Consider the following 24,989-nt stretch of genomic DNA (forward strand, 5'->3'; position numbering starts at 1 on the left):
CTTTATTGAGAGTGGTTTGATTTTGATTATATGGTTTTTATGCAAAAAAAAAAATTTCTTGTTGGATTTAGGTGGTGATTTTAACTTTTTTAATTTATATTTATTTTTCAAACAACAAAAGCAGGGAGCAAAATATGTTTCATTTAAAGTCACTTAAGTGGTGTTTTGGTATCGCTTTATCTTTGGGATTATGTGCATGCATGGATATGCAGCGTTCTGAGCATATGAATACACAAGGCTATGAACAAATGAATACTCAAAACAAGCAACAAGCAGGGAATAAGCCTAAGGCACAAAAGACCTATGCATCAAAAGATCCTACGCAAAAAGCAACCCCAGGTCCTAAACGTAATGCTGCACCACAAATACCTGTAATACAATAATGTTGCGCATCTAACTTTCCCGCTATTAAGCGGGAAAGCAATTCCCTAATTGAAGTTATAGCCCACGGACTCCTCATCTCTGGCTATACACTCCTGTTCCAGTTCTCTCTGTAATTCCATTAAATTCAGTCCATCTTTAATCATTTCATCTCGTACAAATTGTCGCGAAGCATAATTTCCAAAGAAACTCATTTTTTTCTTACTCGCTTTTTCAAGGCCTTGATGAGATGTTCTTGCGTTTTTATGATCCTGCGTTACATTTTGAACAGAAGGAATAATTCTTTTTTCTTTCATACTTGAACCTTATTTTCCTATAAATTTTAATAATCATCCTTGTATTTTAAGAAGCAAATTCATTTTTGCTTCGAATACGCTAATGATTTAAAAGAGCATGCCTATTATATACATAACAGACATACCCAAAATTAGCAGAGCAACTATGTAATAGATTCACATTGTTTTTTCAAGCGATTATTTAAAATAATTATTCAGGGGCAATCATTTTTTCTGGTCTGACTAATTCCGCAAAACGTTCTGCCGTTAAAATCCCAAGCTTGACTGCTGCTTCTTGTAAGGAGCAATTGTCATGATGCGCAGTTTTAGCAATTTTAGCTGCTTTATCATAGCCTATGTGTTGATTAAGCGCTGTGACGAGCATTAAGGAGTGATGTAAGTAATAGTCAATCACCTTGCGATTGGCTTCAATCCCTTCTGCACAAAACTCTTGGAATGAATGGCAAGTATCAGCAAGCAAATTAAGCGAATGAAGTACATTAAAGATGATCACCGGTTTAAATACATTCAGTTCAAAATTACCCTGACTGTCGGCTATGCCCACCGTTGTATCATTTCCCAGAACTTGCGCACAAACCATAGTCATTGCTTCACATTGAGTAGGATTGACTTTCCCTGGCATAATGGACGATCCAGGTTCGTTTTCTGGAATAATTAACTCACCAATACCACAACGTGGACCAGACGCTAACCATCGAATGTCATTTGCAATTTTCATTAAAGCGCAAGCTAAGGTTTTCATTGCTCCATGGGCATTTACCAAAGGTTCATGGGATGCTAAAGCGGCAAATTTATTTTCTGCGCTAACAAAGGGTAATTGGGTTATTTGCGCAATATGTTGTGCTACTTTGGTTGCAAATTGAGGATGGGTATTTAACCCCGTTCCTACCGCAGTTCCACCGGCAGCCAGTTCATATAATTCGGGCAATACCCCTTCAAGGCGATGGAGGCAGGCATCAAGTTGAGCAACATAACCTGAAAATTCTTGACCTAAAGTGATAGGAACAGCATCTTGTAAATGAGTTCGGCCTATTTTGACTATATCTTTAAAGGCAGCCATTTTGACGGCGAAAGCATCACGTAAGTTTTTAACGGCGGGGATTAATTTTTTATTGAAAGCAATGGCTGCCGCAATATGCATGGCAGTGGGAAATGTATCATTTGAAGATTGAGACATGTTCACATGATCGTTAGGATGCACTGGTGATTTACTTCCCATGGTACCACCTGCCAATTCAATAGCACGATTTGAGATTACCTCATTGGCATTCATATTGGATTGAGTACCGCTTCCTGTTTGCCACACATGCAAAGGAAAATGGTCGTCTAACATCCCTTTGCTGACTTCATCGGCAGCTTGAATAATTAAGTCCGCTTTATCTTTGGGTAATTTCCCCAAATCTAAGTTGGTTAATGCGGCAGCTTTTTTCAAGATCCCAAAGGCATGGGTAACTTCGCGCGGCATAATATCCTTGCCTATATTAAAATGATGTAATGATCGCTCAGTCTGTGCTCCCCAATATTTATTGGCAGGAACAGCAATCTCACCCATGCTGTCCGATTCTATACGTGTTTTGCTCATGGTTTTTTAATTTCCTTAATGCGTTAAATAAAATAAAAAATTCTATCACATAGGGCTAAAATAAGTAATTTTTGTTATAGTATTGGCAAGTAAAGGTACGGGGCCTGGATGCATCAAAGCACTATCTAAGCTACGTAAGAGAACAAAACACATGAGAGCAGTACGTATTTATCAATCTGGAACCTATCATCCAGATCAGCTTTTAGAATTATCTCCAGAAGCCAGTCAGCATGTTGGGGTTGTTTTGCGCATGCAACCTGGCGAGTCGCTTACTTTATTTTGTGGGGATGATCACGAATTTTCTGCAACTATAGAATCAGTTAAGAAAAAACAAGTTATTGTACGTATTGGTTCGAGTACCCATATAAGCCGAGAATCGCCCTTAGCTATTCACTTAGCACAAGCCATCTCCAAAGGTGAGCGTATGGAGTTTGTAATGCAAAAAGCGGTGGAATTGGGTGTGGCGAGCATTACTCCTATTATTACGAAGCGTTGTGTCGTCAAACTAGACAAAGAACGCATGGCAAAAAAACTGCACCAGTGGCAGGCGATTGTCATTGCTGCCTGTGAACAATCTGGACGTAATACGGTTCCCCAAGTACATACCCCGATGTCCCTAGAGGATTATATGCATGCGGCGCAAGCAGAATTAAGGTTTATCTTAGATCCAGGTGAAAATAAAAAGTGGCGCGATTATGCGATTAGCTCATCGGTAGTTGATTTGCTTATTGGTCCTGAAGGTGGGCTAAGTGAGGATGAAGTTCAATTTGCTTGTAAGCATGGGTTTCAGCCTTTATCCTTAGGCCCAAGAATTTTACGTACGGAAACCGCGGCGATTACTGCATTAAGTGTGTTGCAAGCCGTAGGTGGTGATCTATAATAGAACGTGTGGACCAGTTTTTCCTGCAACAAAAATCGTGAAAAATATAAGTGGTGCGGGTTGAATGACAAATCTTTTGACTGTAGTTAAGATGATGGGAATCATTCAGAAAATTTTTCAATCAAACTATGCCCATACCGTTGCAGTAAAGGTTGGCAATTAACGAATTTTAAACAACAGAGGTTGAACATGAGTGATCTTATTAAAACGATAACAGATGCAAGCTTCGAACAGGATGTAATCCAGGCAAATAAGCCTGTATTAGTTGATTTTTGGGCTGAGTGGTGTGGACCATGCCGTGCACTGACCCCTATATTGGAAGAAGTAGCTGCTACTCATGGTGAGCAAGTAACTTTTGCGAAAATTAATATTGATGAACATCCTCAAACTCCTGCAAAGTTTGGTGTGATGAGTATTCCTACCTTGATTTTATTTAAAAATGGTCAAGTTGAAGCGGTTAAAATGGGTTTGCTTTCAAAATCTCAATTAAGTGCTTTTGTTGAAAGCCACGTTTAATTTTTATTTTCTATATAAAAAATGTTGTATCTTTTACTAAAGCTGTGATAGCCTGTCTGCAATATGTGGTATAATTTGAATATATCACATAGGCAGCAGAATCCTTAGCTGCTATTCTTAATAATATTTTTCCCGGATACCCAATTCGATTAATCAACAAATCAAGTGAGAAGTATGAATCTTAGTGAACTTAAGCAATTGCCTATTGCCGATCTTTTTAACATCGCACAAGAGATTGGTGTCGAAAACCCTTCCCGTATGCGCAAACAAGAAATTATTTTTGCGATTCTTAAAGCTCATGCCTTAAAGGGTGAAGACATCCATGGTGATGGTGTTTTAGAAGTCCTGACGGATGGTTTCGGTTTCTTGCGTTCTGCCGATGGTTCTTATTTGGCAGGCCCTGATGACATTTATGTATCACCTAGCCAAATCAGACGTTTCGGTTTGCGTTCTGGCGATACTATTTCCGGTAAAATTCGTCCTCCCAAAGACAGTGAACGTTATTTTGCTTTGTTGAAAGTTGATGAAATCAACTATGATTCCCCGGATAGTGCCAAAAGAAAAATTTTATTTGAAAACCTTACCCCTCTGTTTGCTACAGAGCGCTTGGTGATGGAGCAAGGAAATGGCAGCACCGAAGATTTGACCGCGCGAGTAGTTGATTTATGCGCACCTTTTGGTCGAGGACAACGTGGCTTGATTGTTTCCCCACCTAAAGCGGGTAAAACATTAATGTTGCAAAATATTGCACGTTCTATAGAAAAGAATTATCCAGAATGTTACCTCATTGTGTTGCTGATTGATGAGCGTCCAGAAGAAGTAACTGAAATGCAACGTTCTGTTAAAGGTGAGGTAGTTGCCAGTACCTTTGATGAGCCCGCTAACCGCCATGTTCAAGTTGCTGAAATGGTGATTGAAAAAGCCAAACGCTTAGTTGAACACAAACGTGACGTGGTTATTTTACTTGACTCAATTACTCGTTTAGCTCGCGCATACAACACGGTGATTCCTTCTTCTGGTAAGGTATTAACTGGTGGGGTCGATGCGAATGCATTGCAAAGACCAAAGCGTCTCTATGGTGCTGCACGAAATATAGAAGAGGGTGGTAGCCTGACTATTATTGCTACGGCTCTGGTGGACACAGGTTCAAAAATGGATGAAGTGATTTACGAAGAATTCAAGGGAACCGGTAACATGGAAATTCACTTGAGTCGTAATATTGCGGAACGTCGAGTGTTCCCTGCAATTAATATTAATCGTTCAGGCACACGTCGTGAAGATCTATTATTAAGCCCAGAAGATCTTCAACGTACCTGGATATTGCGTAAAATTCTGCAGTCGATGGATGAATGTGATGCAATTGAGTTCTTGATCGAGCGCATGAAAAATCACAAAACCAATGCTGAATTTTTTGATGCAATGAAACGTCAAGAGTAATTTAAGTTTTAAACGCCTTCAATGCTACCGGAGTAAGCGATGACTCTCGAGCATTAGGTTAAAGAACTTCGTCATTCCCGCGTATGCGGGAATCCATCCCTGAATTAGTTTTGGTTTTCATTAGAGTTGGTTTCCCGTATACGTGGTATTGCCTTTAGGGTTTTGTCATTTCGAAACGGGAATCAATCTTAAAGTGACCCTGTGTCTCGCTAGAAATAGATTCCTGCCTTCGCGGTAACGATTCTTCTCATCAACTTATTGGCAGTGCACCAGTATGGGATGACCAATTTACTTAGCATTAAATGCAACGAGGTTAAAGGGGATAATTAATGAAATACTCTGATCTAAGAGATTTTATTGCACAATTGGAATCACGTAATTTATTAAAGCGCATAACCTACCCTGTATCGCCAAATCTTGAAATGACTGCAGTCAGTGATCGTGTTCTACGTTCTGGCGGCCCAGCCCTTCTTTTTACTAATCTTCCCAACCATCAAATGCCAGTTTTAACCAATTTATTTGGTACTGTTGAGCGTGTAGCGATGGGAATGGGAGAAGACAGTATTAGTGCATTAAGGGAAGTAGGCAAATTATTGGCTGCTTTAAAAGAGCCTGATCCTCCCAAAGGATTCAAAGATGCGTTTAATAAACTTCCATTGTTAAAACAGGCATTAAACATGGCACCAAAATATGTAAGCGGTGCAGAATGTCAAACCCATGTGTGGGAAAAAGATGAAGTAGATCTTACTTCGTTACCTATTCAAACATGCTGGCCTAAAGACGCAGCGCCCCTGATAACGTGGGGCCTTGTAACTACCAAGGGACCTCATCAAACACGTGAAAACATGGGGATTTATCGACAACAATTATTGAATAAGAATCAATTGATCATGCGTTGGTTATCTCATCGTGGAGGAGCATTGGACTACCAGGCATGGCAACAGGTTTATCCGGGAGAACGTTTTCCGGTTTCCGTAACTTTAGGGGCAGATCCGGCAACGATACTTGCAGCAGTGACTCCAGTACCTGACACTTTGTCTGAGTATGCTTTTGCTGGTTTGTTGCGAGGTCAACGTACTCGGTTAACACGGTGTATTGGGAATGATCTCCATGTTCCCGCGAGTGCGGAAATTGTTTTAGAAGGCTATTTAGAGCCTGGAGTGGAAGCTCCCGAAGGACCCTACGGAGATCACACAGGGTATTATAATGAAGTCCAATCTTTTCCTGTGTTTACTGTCGAACGTATTACTCATCGAGATAATCCCATTTATCATAGTACCTATACGGGTCGGCCCCCGGATGAGCCAGCGATTTTAGGGGTTGCCTTAAATGAAGTATTTATCCCTTTGTTACAAAAACAATTCCCAGAGATCGTAGATTTCTATTTGCCGCCAGAAGGGTGTTCTTATCGTTTGGCTGTAGTCACAATGAAGAAACAGTATCCTGGGCATGCGAAGCGGATTATGATGGCGGTGTGGTCCTTTTTAAGACAATTTATGTATACCAAATTTGTAATTGTCTGTGATGATGATATTGATGCACGCAACTGGCACGATGTGATTTGGGCAATGACTACACGAATGGATCCGGCACGAGATACCGTGATGATGGAAAATACGCCAATTGATTATTTGGATTTTGCTTCGCCTGTTTCCGGTTTGGGTTCTAAAATAGGACTGGATGCCACCAATAAATGGCCAGGCGAAACACAAAGAGAATGGGGCGAGCCGATTGTGATGGATGAAGAAATTTTGAAAAAGGTGAATGGATATTGGTCTTCACTGGGGTTAGATGAATGAAGGTAAAAACAATTAAAGCTCTTGTAGAGGATATATCCCCGCTGACGGACAGCATCATGCGGTTGATTTTAGCACCTGAACAGTATATAGCCTACCAAGCGGGTCAATATCTACAGATCCTTTTTGGGGAGGAAGCGTTTAGTTATTCCATTGCTAATGCACCCCTAGGATCCCATAAATATGAACTTCATATTCGTCATAGTTTGGAAAATCCTTATAACCAGCGCCTATTTGCGCATATAAAGCAGCATGGTTCAGTAACTATTCGGTTACCTTTTGGGGAGTGTTCTATTGAACATTTGCATCCACAACGGCCTATATTATTTATCGCCGGTGGTACTGGTTTTGCCCCAGTTAAAGCCATGATCGAGCAGTTATTGTCCACTCCCGATACTCGACCCTTTGAGTTATTTTGGGGTGCCCGCTTGCAAAATGATTTATATATGGATGAGAAAGTAACGAGTTGGCAGGCACATGTTAGTCGTTTTACCTATGTTTCTTCAGTCTCAGAAGACAATGCGGTGCCTCTGGTCTCTCTGGTATTAGCAAATCATCCGCATGATCTTGGCGAATGGCAAATCGTCATTAGCGGTCCGTTTGATATGGTGTATAGTACGCGTGATGCATTAGTAAATAGTGGTGTTTCACCTAGCTATTTATTTTCAGATGCATTTAGTTTTGAAGCAAAATAAGGAAGAGTTTTATGGAGACTTTATATCAAATTCTGGGGCTTATTGGCGCAGGAATGATTGTTTTTATTTTGTACCGTACAATAAAAGGAAGGCCTGAACAATTTAGCAAGGAAAATTTAAATAAAAGTTTTTATACCATGGGGGTTTTGGCGCTTGTTTTAATTGGTTTTATAGCGCTTTTAGTTTTAATTTTAAGAAATACCTAAAACTTTCCAGCAAAGTGCAAACTATCGCACGTCATTTCCAGGGGGAATTTATGACGAGGAGGCCTGAGTTTTGCAAATGTATAATCAGTACCATCGACTGGAGTTCCCTAACTCCATTCGGGATGACGGATTGTGGTACTAATGAGGAGGATTGGCGTTCTTATACCGTCCTTCCTGTTCTTTTAAATAATATCCAATATGGGGATTATTAATTGGCATTTTGCTTGTATCTGCGATCAGCATACACTCTTCAACGTAGGTAATTTGACTGCTGTCATCAACTAATAAGCGATACCAAGGGTTTCGAGTGGCAAATTCACGTTTAGGTGCTTGTGGATTGTAGCGTCCTGATGCCTGAAATAAAGGATCTACATCCACTACAATTGCTCGATAGCGACTGTTTTTGTGAATCACTAAATCTCCAATATTGAATTGGGCAATTTTATTCATATAAGCCTCTTTGTTGGGCGTCTTGTATTCTATATCGGTAAAACTAAAAGAAGCTTAAGGCCGTAGAAGGAGAGAATCGCTGAATTTAAATTGCAAGTTGAACGCCGTGAGTATAAAGAGTTATTTAACCCGGAACTATTTACATAGGAGAGTCCCGGGATGATTAAAATAATTACCCAAGTAAATATTTCTTAGGTGTTCTGTTAGCCGCCTGCTAAAAATGTCCCCAGATCCTCAAGGGTTTCATCAACTGGAGCTTCTATTTCTTTCTGATCTTCAGTCTTATCAAAGAATAAAGAGGCTCGCCCTGTTCTTGCTTTTGAAAAGATTAATTTCCCTAGTGTAATAACGCTAAGCAATATGTTGAGTATGGTTTCTGGCCATGCCACATGGCCGCTCATAAGGTCATCTTGACTATGCAATCTTGCTTTAATAGTCATTTTAAATTTTCCATAAGCTTCATTTTTTGGAAGTTGGTTAGGGTTTTGACAGACAAAGTGATCGACATCTTTTTTAAGAGCATCAGCCAGCTGATTAATTATGTTCTGTTCCTCCGCAGCTAAGGTTGCTGCATAAGCCTTCATACCTTCTATACCCTGGTATAGGTGTTCCATTTTTAAAGCATAATCGTTTAATTTGCCTTTTCTTTTCCTCAAGGAGGACAGCACTTGAGCTGCTGTTAAAGAGCTCGCTTCTGTGGCAATGGGTCCTGAGTCTGCTTCTATGAGCTTTACCACAATTCGGTTAAGGGTGGCTTGCATTTTGATGCCGTTAAATTTATCAATTTGGGAGGTAATCGTATGGAGCAGCTCGTTACTATTTCCGGAATCGACGTATTTTTTTAGAAGTCCATTCTGTGTATTAATAATTTTGTCTATGAATTGATAACGGGTCTTTTTATCCCTAGGAAGAAAAAAATCCTTAGGATAATAATATTGGTTTCGATCATTGACATATGCGGTGAGCTCTTTTTTAAGTTTGAGGGCTAGTTTTCCTCGCTCTTTTTTGGCATTTAGATTTTCTTGATTCTGCTTTTTTCTTCTATTCGCGTCTTCTTCTTTAACTTGTTTTTGTCTTTCTTGTTCTACCCTTTCTTTCTCACCTTCTGGTGGGTGTTCGCCCTCTTTTTCTTCACGTTTTTGTTTCTCTTGTTCTATTCTTTCTTGCTCTTGTTGTTCGAGGTCTTTAATTTGTTGTTCCAATGAATCCACTTGTACTGCCAGTTCTTTCACATTCTCTGTTTCTATCTGGTTTATCTCTTTTTCGAGTAGAACAATTTGCTCAGAAATTTCATCCCGATCCACATGGTTTTTAACTAAGTTTATTCTAATTTGTTCTAACTTTTCTAAACCGGAGGCTAATTCTTTTTCCGTTTGTTCGTCCACTTCAAAAGGAAATGCAAATAGTTCAATTTTTTTTGGAACAACTTTAGATAAGTTTTCTCTATCTGTTTTGTCCCAAGTCCAAGTGTACTTTTTAGGATCTTCCTCAAGTAGTTCGAGTAATAAGGCAAATCCTGTGTTTTTGGGATGTTGGGTACTGGTAATGCCAGATTTATTGGTAAGTTCGGCCAGGAAATTTTTATTATAACCCTGGTGAAGATGTTCATTTACTTGTTTTAATAACGTGTTTAACTTCCTGGAATGTTCAAGTCGCTTTTGATTGCTTTGCTGTTCTTCCTTTAGAGTGGTTAGCAATTCTTGAATATAGTCCAAAACTGCTTGTTTCTTTTCTATATTTAATGGTATTGATGTTTTTGGAAAGGTTTTCGCTATAGTTAAAGCGGATGGTACCTCATGTTCTATAAGTAGCTTATTTTTTTGATTCAGTGCTTCTACAGCCTTTCTTTGTTCATTTATTTGTTGCTGTAACTGCACGATTTTTTCTTTGTGCTCTTCAAGTTGTTTTCGTTTATTTTGATGCTGTAGGATTAAATCTTCTTTACTGATCATTTCTTTTGCTCACATCTAAATGATTAAAATCGGTGCGCATTATATAGTGTATTTGTCTATTAAGAAAACTTATTGTGTTTAAAATAATTCATAAAAGAGCTAAATAAAGTAAACCGCTAAAATGATTCCAATTTCATAAAGAAGGCAAAGGGGTACCGCAAGCATGATTTGAGAAAAAACATCGGGGGGAGTAAGGAGCATACCTACTATAAAAGCGCCAACAATGACGTAAGGCCTGATTTTTTTTAAGGTGATCACTTCAATAATGTTTAAGCGCACGAACACAAAACAAAGTAATGGTACCTGAAAACAAAATCCGAAAATCATTAGCATTCGGGTGATAAAGTCCAGAGCATAAGCCATATCAGGCATATAACGCACTCCTTTAGGTAAAGCATGTGCAAAAAAATGGAACATGAATGGTAAAACCAGATAAAAGCAAAATAAGACGCCAGCAAGGAATAGCAAAAGACTAAAGATTAGGGAGATACGTAGTGTAGTTTGTTCTTTTTGATAAAGCCCAGGACTGATAAAACGCCAAAGTTGAAATAACGCAAAGGGGGCACTAAGTAACATGGCCGCATCAGCAGCGAGTTTAAGTGGAGTAAATACAGGGGATGTTATATGGGTAGCAATTAAACCTTCGTGCGTCGAAAGTACATGCAATAGTGGGTTAACTAGAGTTTGGTATAAATCATTAGCAAGGAAGAAAAAAATAAAAAATAAGCCTCCAAACCAAAAGAGCGTATATAACCCACGACGTCGTAGTTCTAAAAGATGATTTAACATATGGGATCGCTATGAAATAATATCGATATTTTTTTTCACATTGCTCAGATTGTGAAGAGCGTTGTTAAGCTTCAGCAAACTCTTTTATTCCTTTGTTTTTAATTCCAATTTTCTCGGGTCGAATTTCTCTTAAACGATTAAATTGATCGACAAAAACTACCGTAGGAACCAGGCTAGCGCATTCTTCTTCTAATACCTGAGTAAAGGAAGCAATAATGATTAAATCACCGGGAGTTACTAAATGGGCTGCTGCTCCATTAACACAAATTTCAGTAGATCCTGGTCTCCCCATAATTGCATAAGTTTCAAATCGTGTACCTGCGGTGATATTCCAGACATTGACTGCTTCATAAGGTAATATGTTTGCTGCCTTGAGCAGTTCTGGAGAAATAGTGATGCTTCCCTCATAATCCAAATCGGCTTCAGTGACACACGCACGATGGATTTTGGATTTTAACATTTTTCTATAAGCCATTGTGATTCCAGCCTTGTTCATAGTGGGCGAATTTTACACCAAATTTTGAAGTTTATGCTATATAAATTTGTCACTTTGCTTTCAAGCATCCTATCCCTGGTTGTGGAAAACCGTGAGGTTCCTTCTCTTTCTTGAGGCTACTTTTTATTGAGGATGCACGTTATAATTGACTTTTACTTTATGGGGATTAATGGTGAGGCATAGCCCACGTAAGCGTTTTGGCCAGAATTTTCTACAAAGTCGACCTATTATTGATGGCATTATACGCGCTATTAATCCGCAAGCAGAAGATAATATACTGGAAATTGGTCCTGGTCTTGGTGCTTTAACTGAGCCGTTGTTGCGCCGATTAAATCATTTAACCGCTGTGGAAATCGATACCGATTTACAAAAGTATCTTTCGGAATTGCCTATTGCACAAGGGAAACTGCATCTCATTGCTGCAGATGCGTTGACTCTTGATTACAGCCAATTTGGTCCTCACTTACGCGTGGTAGGTAATCTACCGTATAATATTTCCACCCCTTTGCTCATTCATTTATTGCAGTTTGCCTCATCTATAGAAGACATGCATTTTATGTTGCAAAAAGAAGTAGTAGAACGGATGGCAGCAGAACCCGGTAATAAGGCTTATGGACGACTCACGGTAATGTTGCAATATCATTGTGCTGTGGAGCATTTGTTTGATGTTCCCCCTGAATCTTTTGATCCGCAGCCTAAAGTAGATTCCGCGGTGGTTCGTCTTGTGCCCCATCGCGCTTCCCCCTTTAAAGAAGTATCCGTGGCACAGCTAGAACGTTTGGTGGCTTGTGCATTTTCCATGCGTCGTAAGACGTTGAATAACAACTTAAAAGGAATCATAACGGCTGAGCAATTATGCACTTTGGGTGTTGATGGAAATAAACGTCCAGAACAGATTTCTATTTCGGAATATGTGCAACTAGCGAAATTTATTTCTAATTAGTGTAAAATTAATCATCATGGATATAATTTTTTCAACTTGGAGTTATTAAATTATTATGGAGATGGCTTTGTTTCATCGTCAGCGTCAGCGTAAAGGTTCTTTATCTTCACAAGGTAAATCTTTAAAAGATTTAACACGTATTGTTAATGCAAATCTTCTTTTATCGGAGGATAGGAGACAGATTTTATTAAAAAAAATACGCATGTTATCTGCTTTGGAAACGGCACGATATGATAGCTTATGTGGCATTCTCATTGATAACATTGTTCACTATTGCCAAAATTTACCCGAGACAGCGAACAGTTATTATTCGCAACAAGGTGGCTTAGTGGATCATGCACTGAACCGTACGGAAGCGGCGTTGAGCCTTTTTCAAGAGTTTATGGTACAGGATCAGCCAGAATTATTATCCGAAGAGCAAAAGCTTTGGCAATATGCTCTTTTTTCAGCTGCACTTCTTCAAGGCATAGGCAAGTTATTTGTTGATTACCGCGTTAGTTTCTATGACACAAATGGCCAATTTTTAAAAGAATGGAATCCCTTACTTGAAAGCATGACCACTACGGGAATTTATTATTTTTATGAATTTGAAAAAGAGCCTGAAATTGAATTTCGGCGTCGTCTGAATCTATTATTGGCAAGAACAATTATGCCAGGAAGTGGTTTTGCCTGGATCGCTTCTAATTCTGAAGTTCTGGCAGTATGGCTGGCTTTATTAAATGAGGACGAACGCTCTGCTGGTACCCTGGGGGCTATATTAATTCGAGCGGAAGCCATTGCGATTCAGCGTTATTTACTTGAATTTATGACGCGAGGTATTGCGGCTGCTTATGGAAGCGGGCGCTATCGTGCGGGTACGTTTTCTGGTGGCCAGCCAGAAACCTTATTAGAGAAAGAACAGGCTCTAGGCATGGAGTTTATTCAATGGATGATTAAGTCCTTAGACTCAGGTCGGATTATGATTAATAAAGCTCCATTATTTATGGTTCCTGGAGGTTTGTTGATGTGTGCGGAAATGTTTCAACTATTCGTACGCGAACATCCGGAATATAAAAATTGGCAGGCGGCTCAAAATGGATTTTTATCTTTGAGCCTGCATAATCGAGCCGCTGATGGGGGTGTATTAAGCCGATTTGATATTAAAGGTAAAATGGAGAGTGGCGTTGTATTTTCTAAGTATGCGCTCGCTCTGCCTGAATCCGTAAAAGTGGTTAATCCGATTACAGGAAAAGTAGAATCCATGTCCGCAACCGAATTGATTCATAAAGCACAATTTAGCAGTCAGCTCACCCAGCAACAAAATATTGGATTGGCCAATTCCTTGCAAAAATTGGATGCCGCTGGAAAATGGCATGCGATTGAAAACGAAGGGAGTGCATTAAGGCCAGGAGCAAAAAACGGTGCCTGATTATGCAATTGGTGATGTGCAGGGTTGTTATGAGCCATTACAGCGACTTTTAGAATTAATCGATTTTGATGATAAAACCGATCGGTTATGGTTCGTTGGTGACTTGGTGAATCGTGGGCCTGATTCTTTATCGGTTTTACGTTTCGTTAATTCCTTACCGATTACGCCAATAGTGACTTTAGGTAATCATGATTTACATTTGTTAGCTACATTATTTAGTGATAAGCCTTGGAAGGGGCATGATGATACCTTGCACGAAGTATTATATGCTGAGGATGGAGAAGTTCTAGGTCATTGGTTGAGGAAGCAATCCATTTTGTATTACTCACCAGAGTTTAATGTGGTGATGTGTCATGCTGGAATTTGTCCTGTATGGGATTTGTCACAAGCAATACAATTTGCTCGAGAGCTAGAAGATGTACTTGCGGGGGAGGGGTACCGCGAATTTTTATCGCTTTTATATGGTAATAAGCCGGATATGTGGTCTGATGATTTAAAAGGGATAGACAGACTGCGGGTGATTACCAACTATTATACCCGGATGCGTTTTTGTGATGCGCAAGGAAAACTCGAGTTGAGTTATAAAGGAACTATTGCTCAAGCGCCCGTAAATCTTTATCCTTGGTATGAAGTGCCTCATCGTAAAGAAATTGATGTGGATATTATTTTTGGGCATTGGGCTGCTTTAATGGGGAAATGTCCTCATCCTAAAATTCATGCAATAGATACTGGATGTCTGTGGGGTGGCCAATTAACTGCATTGCGTTTGCAGGATATGCAACGATTTGCAGTGTGGAACAAAAAATGATGTTATTAAAAAAATTGCGTTTCATAAATTTATCCCATAGGTCATGGCATGTTTTTGAGCGCCTAAAAAATATTCCATACTACGTCCCGCGATTTTTCCGCAGCATTCAGGAATCTCTCCACCTCATTAAGACCCACCAACCCGTCGCCTACGTCGTAGGACATAGGCTAAGTAGAATATTAACCTTCTTCTCAATGGGTTGCCTGTTTGCGACTAGTGTTTGGTCGCTCCCTGTGGAGGATTCACACGTTAAACAAGCAGAGGAACGGCTCCAAAAAGCGATTAAAAATCCTGAGTTTATGTTACATAACTGGATAGAACTGCCCACCTCTCCTGCATCACGAAATAAAAGCCTCCATCACTTGAGTTTAAGAGAAGCAATTTTGTTGGCTTTACGATATAACCCTAATATTCAAAATGCTGAATTGGATCGAATTGTTCAACGCTACCAATTACGTTTGGCCCATAATCAATTTGAATTGCAATACGCTTTGGGTGCTTCTGGAGTTATTCAAAGAAGTAGGTTTAATGGCGTGGGTAGTGATACCACCCGAACGCTCCTCGCCAGCCCTGAGTTTAATTTGAAAACAAAGCTAGGGACCGAAGCTAATTTATCAATTAATAATAACGTCAATGAAAATAACAATTATAATCCGGTGTTGAATTTTTCTTTGACTCAGCCTTTGTTACGTGGTTTCGGAAAGGCAGTAAATGAAGCGGCACTTTTAGATGCTAAAGACAACGAATGGCTCAACAAATTGAATTTGCAGCAATCGGTTGCGGATCAAGTTACCCAAGTTATTGTGGCCTATCGTATGCTTATTTTAAGTGGTAATAATTTACAAAATCAGCGCTTGCAGTTAAAAGAAGCCAAAAAATCGTATGAAATTAATGAGAAAAAAATAAAGGCAGGACAATTAGAGCCTACGGGTAACATTCAGCAATCATACCAAATTGAATCCTTAAGTTTGATGGTGGAGCAGGCGGAAAACGATTTTGAAAACTCCTCTCAAGATCTGCTGCAGACTATTGGCTTGGATCCAGAAATGCATATATCCGTTCCTAGTGACGTTGCCTTAGATAAGCTTGCGGTCCCTAATTTACAGCAGTCTATTGAGCAAGCGTTGAATCATAATACGGTTTATTTAGCACAAAAAATGACCTTACGCGCAGATGAACGCGCTTATAAAGTAGCGAAAAATCAACAATTATGGCAGTTGGATTTGTCAGGAAATATACAAAGTGGGGTTGTAAATGATGTGACGGGTGTGAATGGGGGATTTAATGGAATTTATAATGGAAATAACATTACCGAGGCAGCCCGGGTTACCTTAACCGTTCCTTTGCATGACATCAGCCGTCGCAGTCAATTAATTAATGCCAAAGTGCGCTTGGAAAAAGACCGGTTAAATTTACTTGCAACCAAACGAGCATTAATAACGAATGTAACCAATACCATTAATAATATAAGAAGTTTGGCAAAACGTTATCAATTAGCTCTCAAGCAAGTAAAGTTAGCGGAGCAATCTTATGAATTGGAGAAGAAAAAACAACAAGCAGGTATATCCAGTGCCTTGGATGTAAACAACACTCAAAATCAGCTAATTCAGGCTCAATCTGGATTAATCAATGCAAAAATTGCATATCTAAATCAGATATCAAGCCTGCAAAGAATCTTGGGAACAACCCTGAATCATTGGCAAATTAAATTAAGGTATGGTGGATGAATAGGTATTTAAACACATCAAAAGTCATCTTTTTATTATTAATCGGGTTGCTGGTGTCTTCATGTGGGCATCATAAAGAGCAAAAAAAAGTTGCATTACATCAGTATAAAGTTGAAGAACAAACTTTGCATAAGACTTTGCATTTTACCGGAACAGTGCAGCCGTTACATGAAAATACTATAGCCAGTCCCATGGAAGCGGTAGTAGAAACAATGAATTTCCATTATGGACAATTAATAAAAAAAGGCGATGTAATTTTAACTCTAAACTCCACCGAGTTGCAGAGGCAGTTTAATGACACTTTAACGGAATACCTAAAAGCCAAAGACAGCTATACCATAGCGAAGGCCAAATTCGTGGGGACCCAGGATTTATGGGATGCGGGTTTATTGTCCAAAAATAATTACATGAGCGAGAAATCCAATGTGGACACAGGGCGAGTTACCTTGATGCAATCTACTCGTAAGCTGACAGAAATGTTGGAAAAGCTTGATGAAAATAACCCCCGAAATTTATCGGCATTAAGTTTGGCGGATTTTGATAAAATTAAAAAAATTTTAGCCTCTAATCATAATGTGATTCGTTTAAAATCCCCGCGAGATGGGGTCCTACTATACCCACCAAAAGCGGGTGAAGATAAAAGCGTACGTGCTACAGTAGGCTCGACTGTTAAGTCGGGACAGGTCATTGGGTTGATCGGTGATTTATCAGGTATCAGTATTGAAATCGATGTTCCAGAAATTGATATCACCCAAATCCATGCAGGTATGGATGCTTTAGTGAGCGGTGTAGCTTTTGGTAAATACCAATTAAAAGGACAATTGGTTGCAGTAAATGCCCAAGCCTCCAATAATAATGGATTACCCTTTTTTACCGCGGTGGTTGAGGTGAAGAAGTTACCTCCTGAAGCACAGAAATGGATCAAGGTGGGTATGAGTGCCTCCATCGAATTAACTGTGGATAATGGCAAACAGCTCATCATTCCGATTGCTGCAATAAAGCGTGAAAAAGGACAAAGCGTTGTTAGTCTACAAACAAAGCCAGGCGCTCTTGAAAAACGCGTTATTACCACAGGAGCAGCACAGGCAGACACAGTAGTTGTTGAGAGTGGTTTAAAAGCGGGTGATGTGGTGGTTTATGAGTGAGGACACAGGTATTCTTGAGCGACCCTTAAGTTCCACGAGGACATCCCGTCGTGGTCCGGAGAAAAAAAACCAACAACCGCTTATGAAACTTACGGATATTGTCAAGACTTATCATCTCGAAGGAATCAGCACCACTATATTAAAAGAAGTATCGCTGACGGTTTATGAGGGAGATTTACTTGCTATTGTAGGAGCTTCGGGTTCAGGTAAATCTACTTTGATGAATATTCTAGGACTCCTGGATAAAGCAGACAAAGGGACTTATCTATTGAAAAATCGTAATGTTGCTGCGTTGACTGACGATGAAGCAGCAGAATTACGTAATCAAAACATTGGTTTTGTTTTTCAACAATTCAATTTATTACCAAGATTTACTGCCATGCAAAATGTAGCCTTGCCATTGATTTATCGCGGTGTTGGGACTGTTGAAATTAAGGATAGGGTACTTGCCGCCCTGGAACGAGTAGGAATGCGTCAATATGCACAGCACCGACCCACACAATTATCCGGAGGACAACAACAACGGGTTGCAATTGCTCGTGCATTAGTAACTGAGCCGCAAGTAATTTTGGCAGATGAACCAACAGGTGCACTCGATTCACGTACCGGTAATGAAGTAATGAATTTATTTTTGAGTTTGCACGCACAAGGACGTAGCATCATTATGATTACTCATGATGAACAGATCGCTGCATTGTGTCAGCGCAAAATCACTTTGGTGGATGGAATGGTGATGGCGGAGACTGGTACATGAAATTTTCCGGACATTGTCAACAAGCTTTAGTAAATTTGACTGCCGCCAAGTTGCGTTCTTTTTTGGCCGTTTTAGGTATTTTAGTAGGGACTGCTGCGGTTGTGGCTTTAATAAGTTGTGGGCAATTGGCGACCGAAAAAGCATTAGCTCAATTTAAGTCTTTAGGTACAGACTTATTAGCAATTGCGGTTTATCCAAAAACGAGTGACAAATCTTCGGGAAGTATGGAATCAGTCAGTGCAGCGCAATGGGAACAAATGGCTGAGCGTATTCCTTATATTATTGATATGGCTCCCTATAGCACTGCATATCAACCCCTGAGTTTTCAAGGAAAAATGATGCAAGGAGCGGTCATCGGGGCCAATGAACATTTACCCAAAATTGTTCATATTAAATTAGCTGCGGGCCATTTTGTTTCTTTTGTTGAATCTTATGAACATTATTGCGTCATTGGTGCGGGTTTGGCACGCCAAATCAAAGAGATTAGCTTTGATGATCCCATTGGAAAGCAATTACGTATAGGACAATCTTTATATACAATCATTGGTGTCGCTAAACCTTGGAAGGAAAATGGGTTTTTCAATGAAGACATCAACCAGGCGGCAATAGTTCCCTTGGGGGGTATTGCCCTCATTAGCAAAGAGGCTAAAGTAAATAATGTGGTCTTGGAATTGAAACCCGATAGTCCTATCGATGAGGTGGTTGAGGAAATAAAACAAACGATTGGTTCAATTGCTCCTAAATTGAGTGTATTTTCACGTAGCGCCAAACAAATTATTGCCAGCATGGAAAATCAGGGCCAAATTTTTACCTTGTTACTGGCGGTGATCGGAGGAATTTCGCTTTTGGTGGGTGGAATTGGGGTAATGAACGTCATGTTAGTTTCTGTGAGTGAACGGCGGAAAGAAATTGGTATTCGTAAAGCGGTCGGAGCTAAAAATAGTGAAATTCAAGCCTTATTTTTAGTCGAATCGGTGATGCTTTCTCTATTAGGAGGGATACTAGGGGTTATTTTAGGATTAATTTGTACCCGTATTTTGGCCTATTTCAGTGATTGGAATTTTTCAATCTATCTTTTGCCTCCTGCGGCAGGCTTTTTGGTATCAGCAGCTACTGGAATTTTCTTTGGTTTTTATCCTGCACGCCGTGCAGCAAAGTTGGAGCCTGTAGTTTCTTTACGTAGTGAGTAAAACAAGTTAACGTTCCTAAGGTTCGAGCATATCTACACGATGGAGCTTATACCCTTTCCAGCGAAGCGAACCTGAAATTCGCCGCACCTAAAACCCAGAACCCCGCTTTGCTGCCCTAGGCCTATGTTAGATTTCCAGAATTTAGTCTCTATTGCACTGAATTTATAAGTACTTTATGATGAAAAAATTGTTTTTATCTAAACGGACTTATCTGTGTTAAAAAAATCTTTAGGGGTGATGGCTCTAACAGTAAGCATGGTTTCTTTTGCTTTTGCTGAGACCCCCAAACCACAACCTACTCCTGCGAATATAACAGTTCCTTCAAGTTATTTACCCGTAGTGATTCATGAGACGTTTCAAAGCGTTTTGCAACGCATGAGTAGTGAAAAGCAAGCCATTAATGACCGACAACAAGAGCTGCTAAAACAGCGTTATGATTTGAGTAATAATCCTTCTCAAACGGCAAAAATGTCCAATGGGAAACCCATCCAAGAAGGGGTTCGCGTGAAACTCCCTGCAGGCGTGACCTGGGAACAATTAGCTAAAATGAGTCCAGATGATGTGAAGAAACAAAACCTTTTTCCACAAGGTTTCTTACCCTTACCTCATCCCAATCATCCAGAAGGGGGAATGTTATTTCCTAAATTTGCGATTAATGAAATTAAAAAACAAGAAGACCGTGATTTAACTCGGTTTGACTTGGATTTTGATATTCCAGATCATTTTTTACCTCCTTTTCCTGCTCCTATTTTTTTAACTACCCGACCTGATCTTGGGGATGTTTCTCAAGGTAAATTAGTCACTATTGAGAATTATTTCGAATTGTTCAATGGTTTATTAAACCCCAAACAGTTAGAAGGGTTACGCCTATTAGTTACCCCATTCCCGCAACAACAATTTAACCAAACCGAAGACCGACGGACTGTTAAACCGAGCCGGGGGGTCTCTTGTTTTGATTGTCATGCGAACGGCCATACGAATAAAGCAACGCATTTGGTCGGTGATATAAGACCGCAAGAATTTCGTCATCGCATCAATACTCCAACCTTACGGGGTTTAAATATTCAAAGATTATTTGGATCTCAGCGTGCGCTAAAAACAGTGGAGGACTTCACTGAATTTGAACAAAGAGCAGCTTATTTCGATGGGGATCCTGTTATTGCAACTAAAAAGGGTGTTAACATTCTGGAACGTGGTAGCCAAGTTCATTTCATGGCCGAATTCCAAGAAATTTTGGATTTTCCACCCGCACCTAAATTGACTTGGGAAGGAAAGCTTGATCCTGCCAAAGCAAGTCCAGCAGAGTTACGTGGGCAAGAAGTGTTTTTTGGCAAAGGAAAATGTTCTAGTTGTCATACTCCTCCTTATTATACTGACAATACCATGCATAATTTACAGACCGAGCGATTCTATCAACCACAAATGATTAACGGCATGAAAGCAGTGGGTGATGGACCTATAAAAACATTTCCTTTAAGAGGAATAAAAGATTCTCCACCCTATTTGCATGACGGTCGTTTGTTAACGTTGGCAGATACCGTAGAGTTCTTTAACCTGGTCTTGCAATTACAGTTAACACAACAAGAAAAGGCGGATTTAACAGCATTTATGGAAGCACTTTAATACTCACTGTATAATCCTTTTATGTTGGTGTCCCGGACATAGGTCCAGTACACCAACGTGATTAGCTTTTTTGTCGTACCGCGAAGGTTTTCTAATCAGTCACCATGCTGGTGCAAGAATTAGATCCCTGTTCGCGGGGATGGCAGTAATTTTTAAGCCAATGGCAGTGGCGCTTTGAGATAGATAAAAGCTCGAGGTTTGCGGTTTAACCAGGCTGTATGTTTTTATGAGAAAGGGTCTATCTTAATATCGAGATGGCAATCAAGTAACAAAATCAGGGGGAAAGGCTATGAAAAAATGGGGACTTGCGATAATCGCATACGTTCTGGTACATCATGTTGCCTTCGCACAACAGAATTGGAATGAGTGGGTCGCTGGAGTTAGAGCAGAAGCTTTGCAACAGGGGATTTCATCAGAAACGTTTGATGAGGCGTTTGCGGGTATCCATGAGCCAAGCCATCAAATTAAAGGATTTTTACGTTCTCAACCAGAACATCGCCTTACGTTCATCAAATATCGTAACACGCGCGTTGATAGTTACAGAATTGCCATAGGACGTAAAGAATTCAAGAAGAATCAAGAAGTCTTGGAGGCTGTGGCCAAAAAATACGGGGTAAATCCTTGTTTCATTGTTTCATTTTGGGGAATGGAAACCAGTTATGGTACTTACATGGGTAATTTCCCTGTAGTGAAAGCTTTAGCCACTTTAGCATATGACTCCAATCGCAAAGATTTTTTCCGTAGAGAATTATTTATTGCTTTGCATATCTTGGATGAAGGACATGTCAGTTTAGCCGATTTCAAAGGTGAGTGGGCTGGTGCTTCAGGCCAACCCCAATTTTTACCTTCAAGCTGGGTGAAATATGCGGTTGATTATGATGGTGATGGACGAAAGGATATCTGGAGAAGTAAGCCTGATGTCTTTGCTTCAATTGCAAATTACATGAAGCAAAATGGATGGCAATCAGGGGAGCCTTGGGCTATCCAAGTCAAATTACCCCATAAATTCGATATGGCTATGGCAGGAAAAACCATTGTGAAGCCTGTGAGTGAATGGAGTGCGCTGGGTGTACGTACCGAAAATGGCGAGCCATTGCCTTATCAAAATCTGCAAGGCAGCATAGTACAGCCATTGGGCGGCCCCACCTTCTTAACCTTCCCCAACTATAAGATGATTTTACACTATAATAATTCAATATATTATGCGGGAGCTATAGGTTATTTAGCCGATAAAATTTGCCAAGGGCAACAAAGGTAGCATGATGGATGATTATCTTGATAAAACAGCCAGTTTAACCCCGTTAGCTAAAAGGATAATCTGTGAAAAAGCCACAGAATATCCTCACACTGGGGCATATAATTATGTTATGACTAATGGCACTTATTTATGTAAACGTTGTGGTTTAGCCTTATTTCGCGGCTCAAGCCAATTCAGCTCGGGGTGTGGCTGGCCAAGTTTTGATGATAATATTGTTCATGCGGTCAAACAGCTACCCGATCCTGATGGTCAACGCATGGAAATCCTTTGCTCGCGCTGCGATGCACATTTAGGGCATGTCTTTACGGGAGAATACTTCACCCAAAACAACTTACGCCATTGTGTCAACTCCGCTTCTATTGATTTCGTTGCGGACAGTCAGGTATTAGATACGGAAGAAGCGATAATGGCTGGCGGATGTTTTTGGGGAGTTGATCATTTTTTAAAACAAATTCCCGGAGTTCTGCGTGTTGAAGTGGGTTATACAGGGGGCGTTACTTTAGAACCAAGTTATGACCAAGTTTGTCAGGGAAATACTGGGCATTATGAAGCAGTACGTGTTATTTATGATAAAGCTAAGACTGATTATCACCACGTTTTAAAGCGATTTTTTGAAATCCATGATCCCACGCAGAAATCAGGTCAAGGTCCTGATATAGGTCAGCAGTATCAAAGTGCAGTATTTTATTATGATCAGGAACAATTAACAGAAGCAGAAACGTTAATCCAAATGTTACAAAAAAAAGGCTTTACGGTTGCGACTCGACTTTTTCCTGTGCAAACATTTTGGCCGGCAGAAGAGTACCATCAAGATTATTATGCCAAACATCAGAAAGCACCGTATTGTCATCAACCAGTAAATCGGTTTGATTAGAGCGTAGGGTGTGGAGGTACAAATATGGAATTTACTTTTCGGATTGCTAAGAAAAAAGATAAAGAAGAAATTTTTGGTTTAATCAAGAAACTCGCTGAATATGAAAAAAAGAAACCTGAAGAAATTAATTTGACCCTGGATAAAATTGAGTCTCATGGTTTTGGTCGAACTAAATTTTTTAATGTATTATTAGCTGAGTACAAGAAAAAACCAGCTGGGTATGCTTTATTTTTTTTCTCTTATTCTGCCCCGGCAGGAGCGCCAGTTCTTTACATTGAAGAGTTGTTTGTAGATGAACTTTATCGTAATCATGGTTTGGGCACGGCCTTGTTATCTAATCTTGCACAGTTGGCAATTGAAAAGGGATGCTGTCGCATGGAAGGGCATGCATTTACCTGGAATAAAAAAGCTATTGAATTTTACGAATTTATAGGGGCTCATCGGCGTACGGATTTGTTGCAATTTCGCTTATCAGACGAACACTTGCAAAAATTAGCCGCACAAAAATAGAGTTTTTATTTATTTCAGTTTTTTCATGACTATACCCATGAAAGGAAATGCAAGTAATTGGATGGAAATGGAAAAAATAACTAAAGCGAGAATGGACGTATCATAGAGAACGCCCATTAAAACACTACCCAAAAACCAAGATACTCCAAAACCTGTATTGAAAATTCCATATGCTGAGCCGCGTTTTTCTTTAGGTATCATACCGGCTATGATGGCGCGCATCAGTGACTCATGAGCACAAACCCCAATACTCCATAAAATTACTCCTAATATAGCCAGAGTGGAAGTACCAAAAAAGACTAAAGGGGCAAAAAAACAGGATATCAAGGAGACAAGGACGAGAATAATAAAACCATGTCGGTCATAAAGATATCCGAGAAATGGGGCACTTGCTATATTGAATCCTTTGGCTAGGGCATAAGAAATGGGGATCCAAAGTGGAGATAAAATATCTTCTTTTTGAAAGTGATAAGCAATTAATGGGAAATCGGCATAGCCAGCTGCAATGAGTGCTGCTCCTGATAAGTACAGCCAAAAAGCTGTATTCATGCTCATACCGCTAATTTCCAGGGTATCATGATGTACTTCTAAGTCTTGGGGGCGAGGATAGAGCCAACGTGACAAGAATAAAGTGCCTAAAGCAAATAATGCAGGAATTAAAAGCAACGCGAAACAATAGCGATATTCCACTTTAAAATAAAGTGCGAGAGCCACAATCAAAGGACCTATCATCGCCCCGGTTTGATCCATTGCTTCATGTAAACCAAAAGCCCAACCCATTCCTTTTTGGTGTCCTGCATGAGCAAGCATGGCATCTCGCGCAGGTGTACGAATCCCTTTTCCTACTCGCTCTGTAATAATGAGGGTAGCAGCAGCCCACCATTGTTCCGCGATGGCTAATAAGGGAACTGCTAATAAATTACAGGTATAACCAAAAATAGTGAGCGTCCAATATCTATGAGTACGATCCACAAGATAGCCGGATACCAGACGTAGTGTATAACCTAATAATTCTCCAAAACCAGATACAAAACCCACAACAGCGGCATTGGCTCCTAATAACGCCAAATACGGTCCAGTGATACTGCGTGCACCTTCATAGGTCATATCCGCAAAAAGACTCACAATACCGGTGAGAATGATGAATTTAAGCGCGGCATCCTTTGATAGGTTTTTTTGATCGCTCATGAGTTGCGTCTCTCTAAGATCATAAATTTTGTAACCTAAGTTAAGGCACAGTAAAACCTAAGTCATTGCGAGGGTAACGACTGGT

General features: G+C 40.0%; 25 protein-coding genes. 18 read left to right on the forward strand and 7 right to left on the reverse strand.

Annotated elements, in window-relative coordinates; translation table 11 throughout:
* Window positions 1-134 precede the first annotated feature (134 nt).
* Complete coding sequence (locus tag ACWTE2_RS24955) at window positions 135-383, forward strand: hypothetical protein (RefSeq protein ID WP_182392176.1); 249 nt, start codon at window positions 135-137, stop codon at window positions 381-383.
* A 45-nt stretch (window positions 384-428) separates the two neighbouring features.
* On the opposite strand, the gene ACWTE2_RS24960 is transcribed toward ACWTE2_RS24955, so the two are convergent.
* Window positions 429-677 carry a hypothetical protein gene (locus ACWTE2_RS24960; protein ID WP_454784871.1) on the reverse strand — a complete coding sequence of 83 codons (249 nt, stop codon included), beginning with the start codon at window positions 675-677 and terminating at the stop codon, window positions 429-431.
* Between the two features lie 190 nt (window positions 678-867).
* Entirely contained in the window at window positions 868-2,259 is a 1,392-nt protein-coding gene (gene fumC / locus ACWTE2_RS24965; RefSeq protein ID WP_454784872.1) for a class II fumarate hydratase, read from the reverse strand.
* A 151-nt stretch (window positions 2,260-2,410) separates the two neighbouring features.
* Here fumC and ACWTE2_RS24970 point away from each other — a divergent pair, with 151 nt between their 5' ends.
* The 6 genes from ACWTE2_RS24970 to ACWTE2_RS24995 all read left to right on the forward strand — a co-directional run bounded on the left by ACWTE2_RS24970 (window position 2,411) and on the right by ACWTE2_RS24995 (window position 7,789).
* Window positions 2,411-3,139: a 16S rRNA (uracil(1498)-N(3))-methyltransferase gene (locus tag ACWTE2_RS24970; RefSeq protein WP_454784873.1), complete on the forward strand. Its 729-nt coding sequence runs from the start codon at window positions 2,411-2,413 to the stop codon at window positions 3,137-3,139.
* A 189-nt stretch (window positions 3,140-3,328) separates the two neighbouring features.
* The gene (trxA, locus tag ACWTE2_RS24975; RefSeq protein WP_182392180.1) at window positions 3,329-3,655 is read left to right on the forward strand and encodes a thioredoxin; all 327 of its coding nucleotides are present in this window, start codon (window positions 3,329-3,331) and stop codon (window positions 3,653-3,655) included.
* Window positions 3,656-3,829: 174 nt separating this feature from the next.
* Window positions 3,830-5,092: a transcription termination factor Rho gene (gene rho, locus ACWTE2_RS24980; RefSeq protein WP_182392181.1), complete on the forward strand. Its 1,263-nt coding sequence runs from the start codon at window positions 3,830-3,832 to the stop codon at window positions 5,090-5,092.
* 329 nt (window positions 5,093-5,421) lie between these two features.
* The gene (ubiD, locus tag ACWTE2_RS24985; protein ID WP_454784874.1) at window positions 5,422-6,891 is read left to right on the forward strand and encodes a 4-hydroxy-3-polyprenylbenzoate decarboxylase; all 1,470 of its coding nucleotides are present in this window, start codon (window positions 5,422-5,424) and stop codon (window positions 6,889-6,891) included.
* Window positions 6,888-7,583, forward strand: a complete 696-nt coding sequence (locus ACWTE2_RS24990; RefSeq protein WP_454784875.1) for an NAD(P)H-flavin reductase — start codon at window positions 6,888-6,890, stop codon at window positions 7,581-7,583. The genes ubiD and ACWTE2_RS24990 overlap by 4 nt, the downstream gene beginning before the upstream one ends.
* Before the next feature lie 11 nt (window positions 7,584-7,594).
* The gene (locus ACWTE2_RS24995) at window positions 7,595-7,789 is read left to right on the forward strand and encodes a hypothetical protein (RefSeq protein ID WP_182392184.1); all 195 of its coding nucleotides are present in this window, start codon (window positions 7,595-7,597) and stop codon (window positions 7,787-7,789) included.
* A 138-nt stretch (window positions 7,790-7,927) separates the two neighbouring features.
* On the opposite strand, the gene hspQ is transcribed toward ACWTE2_RS24995, so the two are convergent.
* From hspQ to panD, 4 genes are all read right to left on the reverse strand, one after another.
* On the reverse strand, window positions 7,928-8,239 hold the full coding sequence (hspQ, locus tag ACWTE2_RS25000) for a heat shock protein HspQ (protein WP_454784876.1): 312 nt from the start codon (window positions 8,237-8,239) through the stop codon (window positions 7,928-7,930).
* A gap of 203 nt (window positions 8,240-8,442) precedes the next feature.
* On the reverse strand, window positions 8,443-10,191 hold the full coding sequence (locus ACWTE2_RS25005) for a hypothetical protein (RefSeq protein WP_454784877.1): 1,749 nt from the start codon (window positions 10,189-10,191) through the stop codon (window positions 8,443-8,445).
* Window positions 10,192-10,290: 99 nt separating this feature from the next.
* Window positions 10,291-10,980, reverse strand: a complete 690-nt coding sequence (gene tatC / locus ACWTE2_RS25010; protein WP_454784878.1) for a twin-arginine translocase subunit TatC — start codon at window positions 10,978-10,980, stop codon at window positions 10,291-10,293.
* A 64-nt stretch (window positions 10,981-11,044) separates the two neighbouring features.
* Window positions 11,045-11,455 carry an aspartate 1-decarboxylase gene (gene panD, locus ACWTE2_RS25015; RefSeq protein WP_454784879.1) on the reverse strand — a complete coding sequence of 137 codons (411 nt, stop codon included), beginning with the start codon at window positions 11,453-11,455 and terminating at the stop codon, window positions 11,045-11,047.
* A gap of 193 nt (window positions 11,456-11,648) precedes the next feature.
* Here panD and rsmA point away from each other — a divergent pair, with 193 nt between their 5' ends.
* The 11 genes from rsmA (at window position 11,649) to ACWTE2_RS25070 (ending at window position 23,716) form a co-directional block, all read left to right on the forward strand.
* A complete protein-coding gene (gene rsmA, locus ACWTE2_RS25020) occupies window positions 11,649-12,419 on the forward strand; it encodes a 16S rRNA (adenine(1518)-N(6)/adenine(1519)-N(6))-dimethyltransferase RsmA (protein ID WP_454785025.1) in 771 nt (256 codons plus the stop codon).
* 55 nt (window positions 12,420-12,474) lie between these two features.
* Complete coding sequence (locus ACWTE2_RS25025; protein ID WP_454784880.1) at window positions 12,475-13,827, forward strand: conjugal transfer nickase/helicase domain-containing protein; 1,353 nt, start codon at window positions 12,475-12,477, stop codon at window positions 13,825-13,827.
* A complete protein-coding gene (locus ACWTE2_RS25030; RefSeq protein ID WP_454784881.1) occupies window positions 13,820-14,635 on the forward strand; it encodes a symmetrical bis(5'-nucleosyl)-tetraphosphatase in 816 nt (271 codons plus the stop codon). Before ACWTE2_RS25025 ends, ACWTE2_RS25030 begins: the two co-directional genes overlap by 8 nt.
* A gap of 194 nt (window positions 14,636-14,829) precedes the next feature.
* Entirely contained in the window at window positions 14,830-16,362 is a 1,533-nt protein-coding gene (locus ACWTE2_RS25035; protein ID WP_454785026.1) for a TolC family protein, read from the forward strand.
* The gene (locus tag ACWTE2_RS25040; protein ID WP_454784882.1) at window positions 16,359-17,507 is read left to right on the forward strand and encodes an efflux RND transporter periplasmic adaptor subunit; all 1,149 of its coding nucleotides are present in this window, start codon (window positions 16,359-16,361) and stop codon (window positions 17,505-17,507) included. Before ACWTE2_RS25035 ends, ACWTE2_RS25040 begins: the two co-directional genes overlap by 4 nt.
* Window positions 17,508-17,589: 82 nt before the next feature.
* Complete coding sequence (locus tag ACWTE2_RS25045; RefSeq protein WP_182393568.1) at window positions 17,590-18,261, forward strand: ABC transporter ATP-binding protein; 672 nt, start codon at window positions 17,590-17,592, stop codon at window positions 18,259-18,261.
* Window positions 18,258-19,451, forward strand: coding sequence for an ABC transporter permease (locus tag ACWTE2_RS25050; RefSeq protein WP_182392192.1), 1,194 nt, complete (start codon window positions 18,258-18,260; stop codon window positions 19,449-19,451). Before ACWTE2_RS25045 ends, ACWTE2_RS25050 begins: the two co-directional genes overlap by 4 nt.
* 213 nt (window positions 19,452-19,664) lie before the next feature.
* Window positions 19,665-21,074 carry a cytochrome B6 gene (locus ACWTE2_RS25055; protein WP_454784883.1) on the forward strand — a complete coding sequence of 470 codons (1,410 nt, stop codon included), beginning with the start codon at window positions 19,665-19,667 and terminating at the stop codon, window positions 21,072-21,074.
* 289 nt (window positions 21,075-21,363) lie between these two features.
* A complete protein-coding gene (locus ACWTE2_RS25060) occupies window positions 21,364-22,332 on the forward strand; it encodes a lytic murein transglycosylase (RefSeq protein WP_454784884.1) in 969 nt (322 codons plus the stop codon).
* Between the two features lie 4 nt (window positions 22,333-22,336).
* The gene (locus tag ACWTE2_RS25065; protein WP_454785027.1) at window positions 22,337-23,206 is read left to right on the forward strand and encodes a bifunctional methionine sulfoxide reductase B/A protein; all 870 of its coding nucleotides are present in this window, start codon (window positions 22,337-22,339) and stop codon (window positions 23,204-23,206) included.
* Between the two features lie 24 nt (window positions 23,207-23,230).
* On the forward strand, window positions 23,231-23,716 hold the full coding sequence (locus ACWTE2_RS25070) for a GNAT family N-acetyltransferase (protein ID WP_454784885.1): 486 nt from the start codon (window positions 23,231-23,233) through the stop codon (window positions 23,714-23,716).
* 9 nt (window positions 23,717-23,725) lie between these two features.
* Here ACWTE2_RS25070 and ACWTE2_RS25075 read toward each other — a convergent pair whose 3' ends face one another.
* On the reverse strand, window positions 23,726-24,904 hold the full coding sequence (locus ACWTE2_RS25075) for an MFS transporter (protein ID WP_454784886.1): 1,179 nt from the start codon (window positions 24,902-24,904) through the stop codon (window positions 23,726-23,728).
* Window positions 24,905-24,989 lie beyond the last annotated feature (85 nt).

The sequence above is a fragment of the Legionella nigrisilvae genome (assembly GCF_977063395.2).

What these genes read in the sequence shown, in the direction of transcription:
- trxA (WP_182392180.1), top strand. Translation starts at nt 3,329, where the DNA reads ATGAGTGATCTTATTAAAACGATAACAGATGCAAGCTTCGAACAGGAT.
- ACWTE2_RS24970 (WP_454784873.1), top strand. Translation starts at nt 2,411, where the DNA reads ATGAGAGCAGTACGTATTTATCAATCTGGAACCTATCATCCAGATCAG.
- rho (WP_182392181.1), top strand. Translation starts at nt 3,830, where the DNA reads ATGAATCTTAGTGAACTTAAGCAATTGCCTATTGCCGATCTTTTTAAC.
- ACWTE2_RS25035 (WP_454785026.1), top strand. Translation starts at nt 14,830, where the DNA reads ATGGGTTGCCTGTTTGCGACTAGTGTTTGGTCGCTCCCTGTGGAGGAT.
- ACWTE2_RS25045 (WP_182393568.1), top strand. Translation starts at nt 17,590, where the DNA reads ATGAAACTTACGGATATTGTCAAGACTTATCATCTCGAAGGAATCAGC.
- hspQ (WP_454784876.1), bottom strand. Translation starts at nt 8,239, where the DNA reads ATGAATAAAATTGCCCAATTCAATATTGGAGATTTAGTGATTCACAAA.
- ACWTE2_RS25025 (WP_454784880.1), top strand. Translation starts at nt 12,475, where the DNA reads ATGGAGATGGCTTTGTTTCATCGTCAGCGTCAGCGTAAAGGTTCTTTA.
- fumC (WP_454784872.1), bottom strand. Translation starts at nt 2,259, where the DNA reads ATGAGCAAAACACGTATAGAATCGGACAGCATGGGTGAGATTGCTGTT.
- ACWTE2_RS25065 (WP_454785027.1), top strand. Translation starts at nt 22,337, where the DNA reads ATGGATGATTATCTTGATAAAACAGCCAGTTTAACCCCGTTAGCTAAA.
- tatC (WP_454784878.1), bottom strand. Translation starts at nt 10,980, where the DNA reads ATGTTAAATCATCTTTTAGAACTACGACGTCGTGGGTTATATACGCTC.
- panD (WP_454784879.1), bottom strand. Translation starts at nt 11,455, where the DNA reads ATGGCTTATAGAAAAATGTTAAAATCCAAAATCCATCGTGCGTGTGTC.
- ACWTE2_RS24990 (WP_454784875.1), top strand. Translation starts at nt 6,888, where the DNA reads ATGAAGGTAAAAACAATTAAAGCTCTTGTAGAGGATATATCCCCGCTG.
- ACWTE2_RS24955 (WP_182392176.1), top strand. Translation starts at nt 135, where the DNA reads ATGTTTCATTTAAAGTCACTTAAGTGGTGTTTTGGTATCGCTTTATCT.
- ubiD (WP_454784874.1), top strand. Translation starts at nt 5,422, where the DNA reads ATGAAATACTCTGATCTAAGAGATTTTATTGCACAATTGGAATCACGT.
- ACWTE2_RS24960 (WP_454784871.1), bottom strand. Translation starts at nt 677, where the DNA reads ATGAAAGAAAAAAGAATTATTCCTTCTGTTCAAAATGTAACGCAGGAT.
- ACWTE2_RS25060 (WP_454784884.1), top strand. Translation starts at nt 21,364, where the DNA reads ATGAAAAAATGGGGACTTGCGATAATCGCATACGTTCTGGTACATCAT.
- ACWTE2_RS25005 (WP_454784877.1), bottom strand. Translation starts at nt 10,191, where the DNA reads ATGATCAGTAAAGAAGATTTAATCCTACAGCATCAAAATAAACGAAAA.
- ACWTE2_RS24995 (WP_182392184.1), top strand. Translation starts at nt 7,595, where the DNA reads ATGGAGACTTTATATCAAATTCTGGGGCTTATTGGCGCAGGAATGATT.
- ACWTE2_RS25040 (WP_454784882.1), top strand. Translation starts at nt 16,359, where the DNA reads ATGAATAGGTATTTAAACACATCAAAAGTCATCTTTTTATTATTAATC.
- ACWTE2_RS25050 (WP_182392192.1), top strand. Translation starts at nt 18,258, where the DNA reads ATGAAATTTTCCGGACATTGTCAACAAGCTTTAGTAAATTTGACTGCC.
- ACWTE2_RS25070 (WP_454784885.1), top strand. Translation starts at nt 23,231, where the DNA reads ATGGAATTTACTTTTCGGATTGCTAAGAAAAAAGATAAAGAAGAAATT.
- ACWTE2_RS25075 (WP_454784886.1), bottom strand. Translation starts at nt 24,904, where the DNA reads ATGAGCGATCAAAAAAACCTATCAAAGGATGCCGCGCTTAAATTCATC.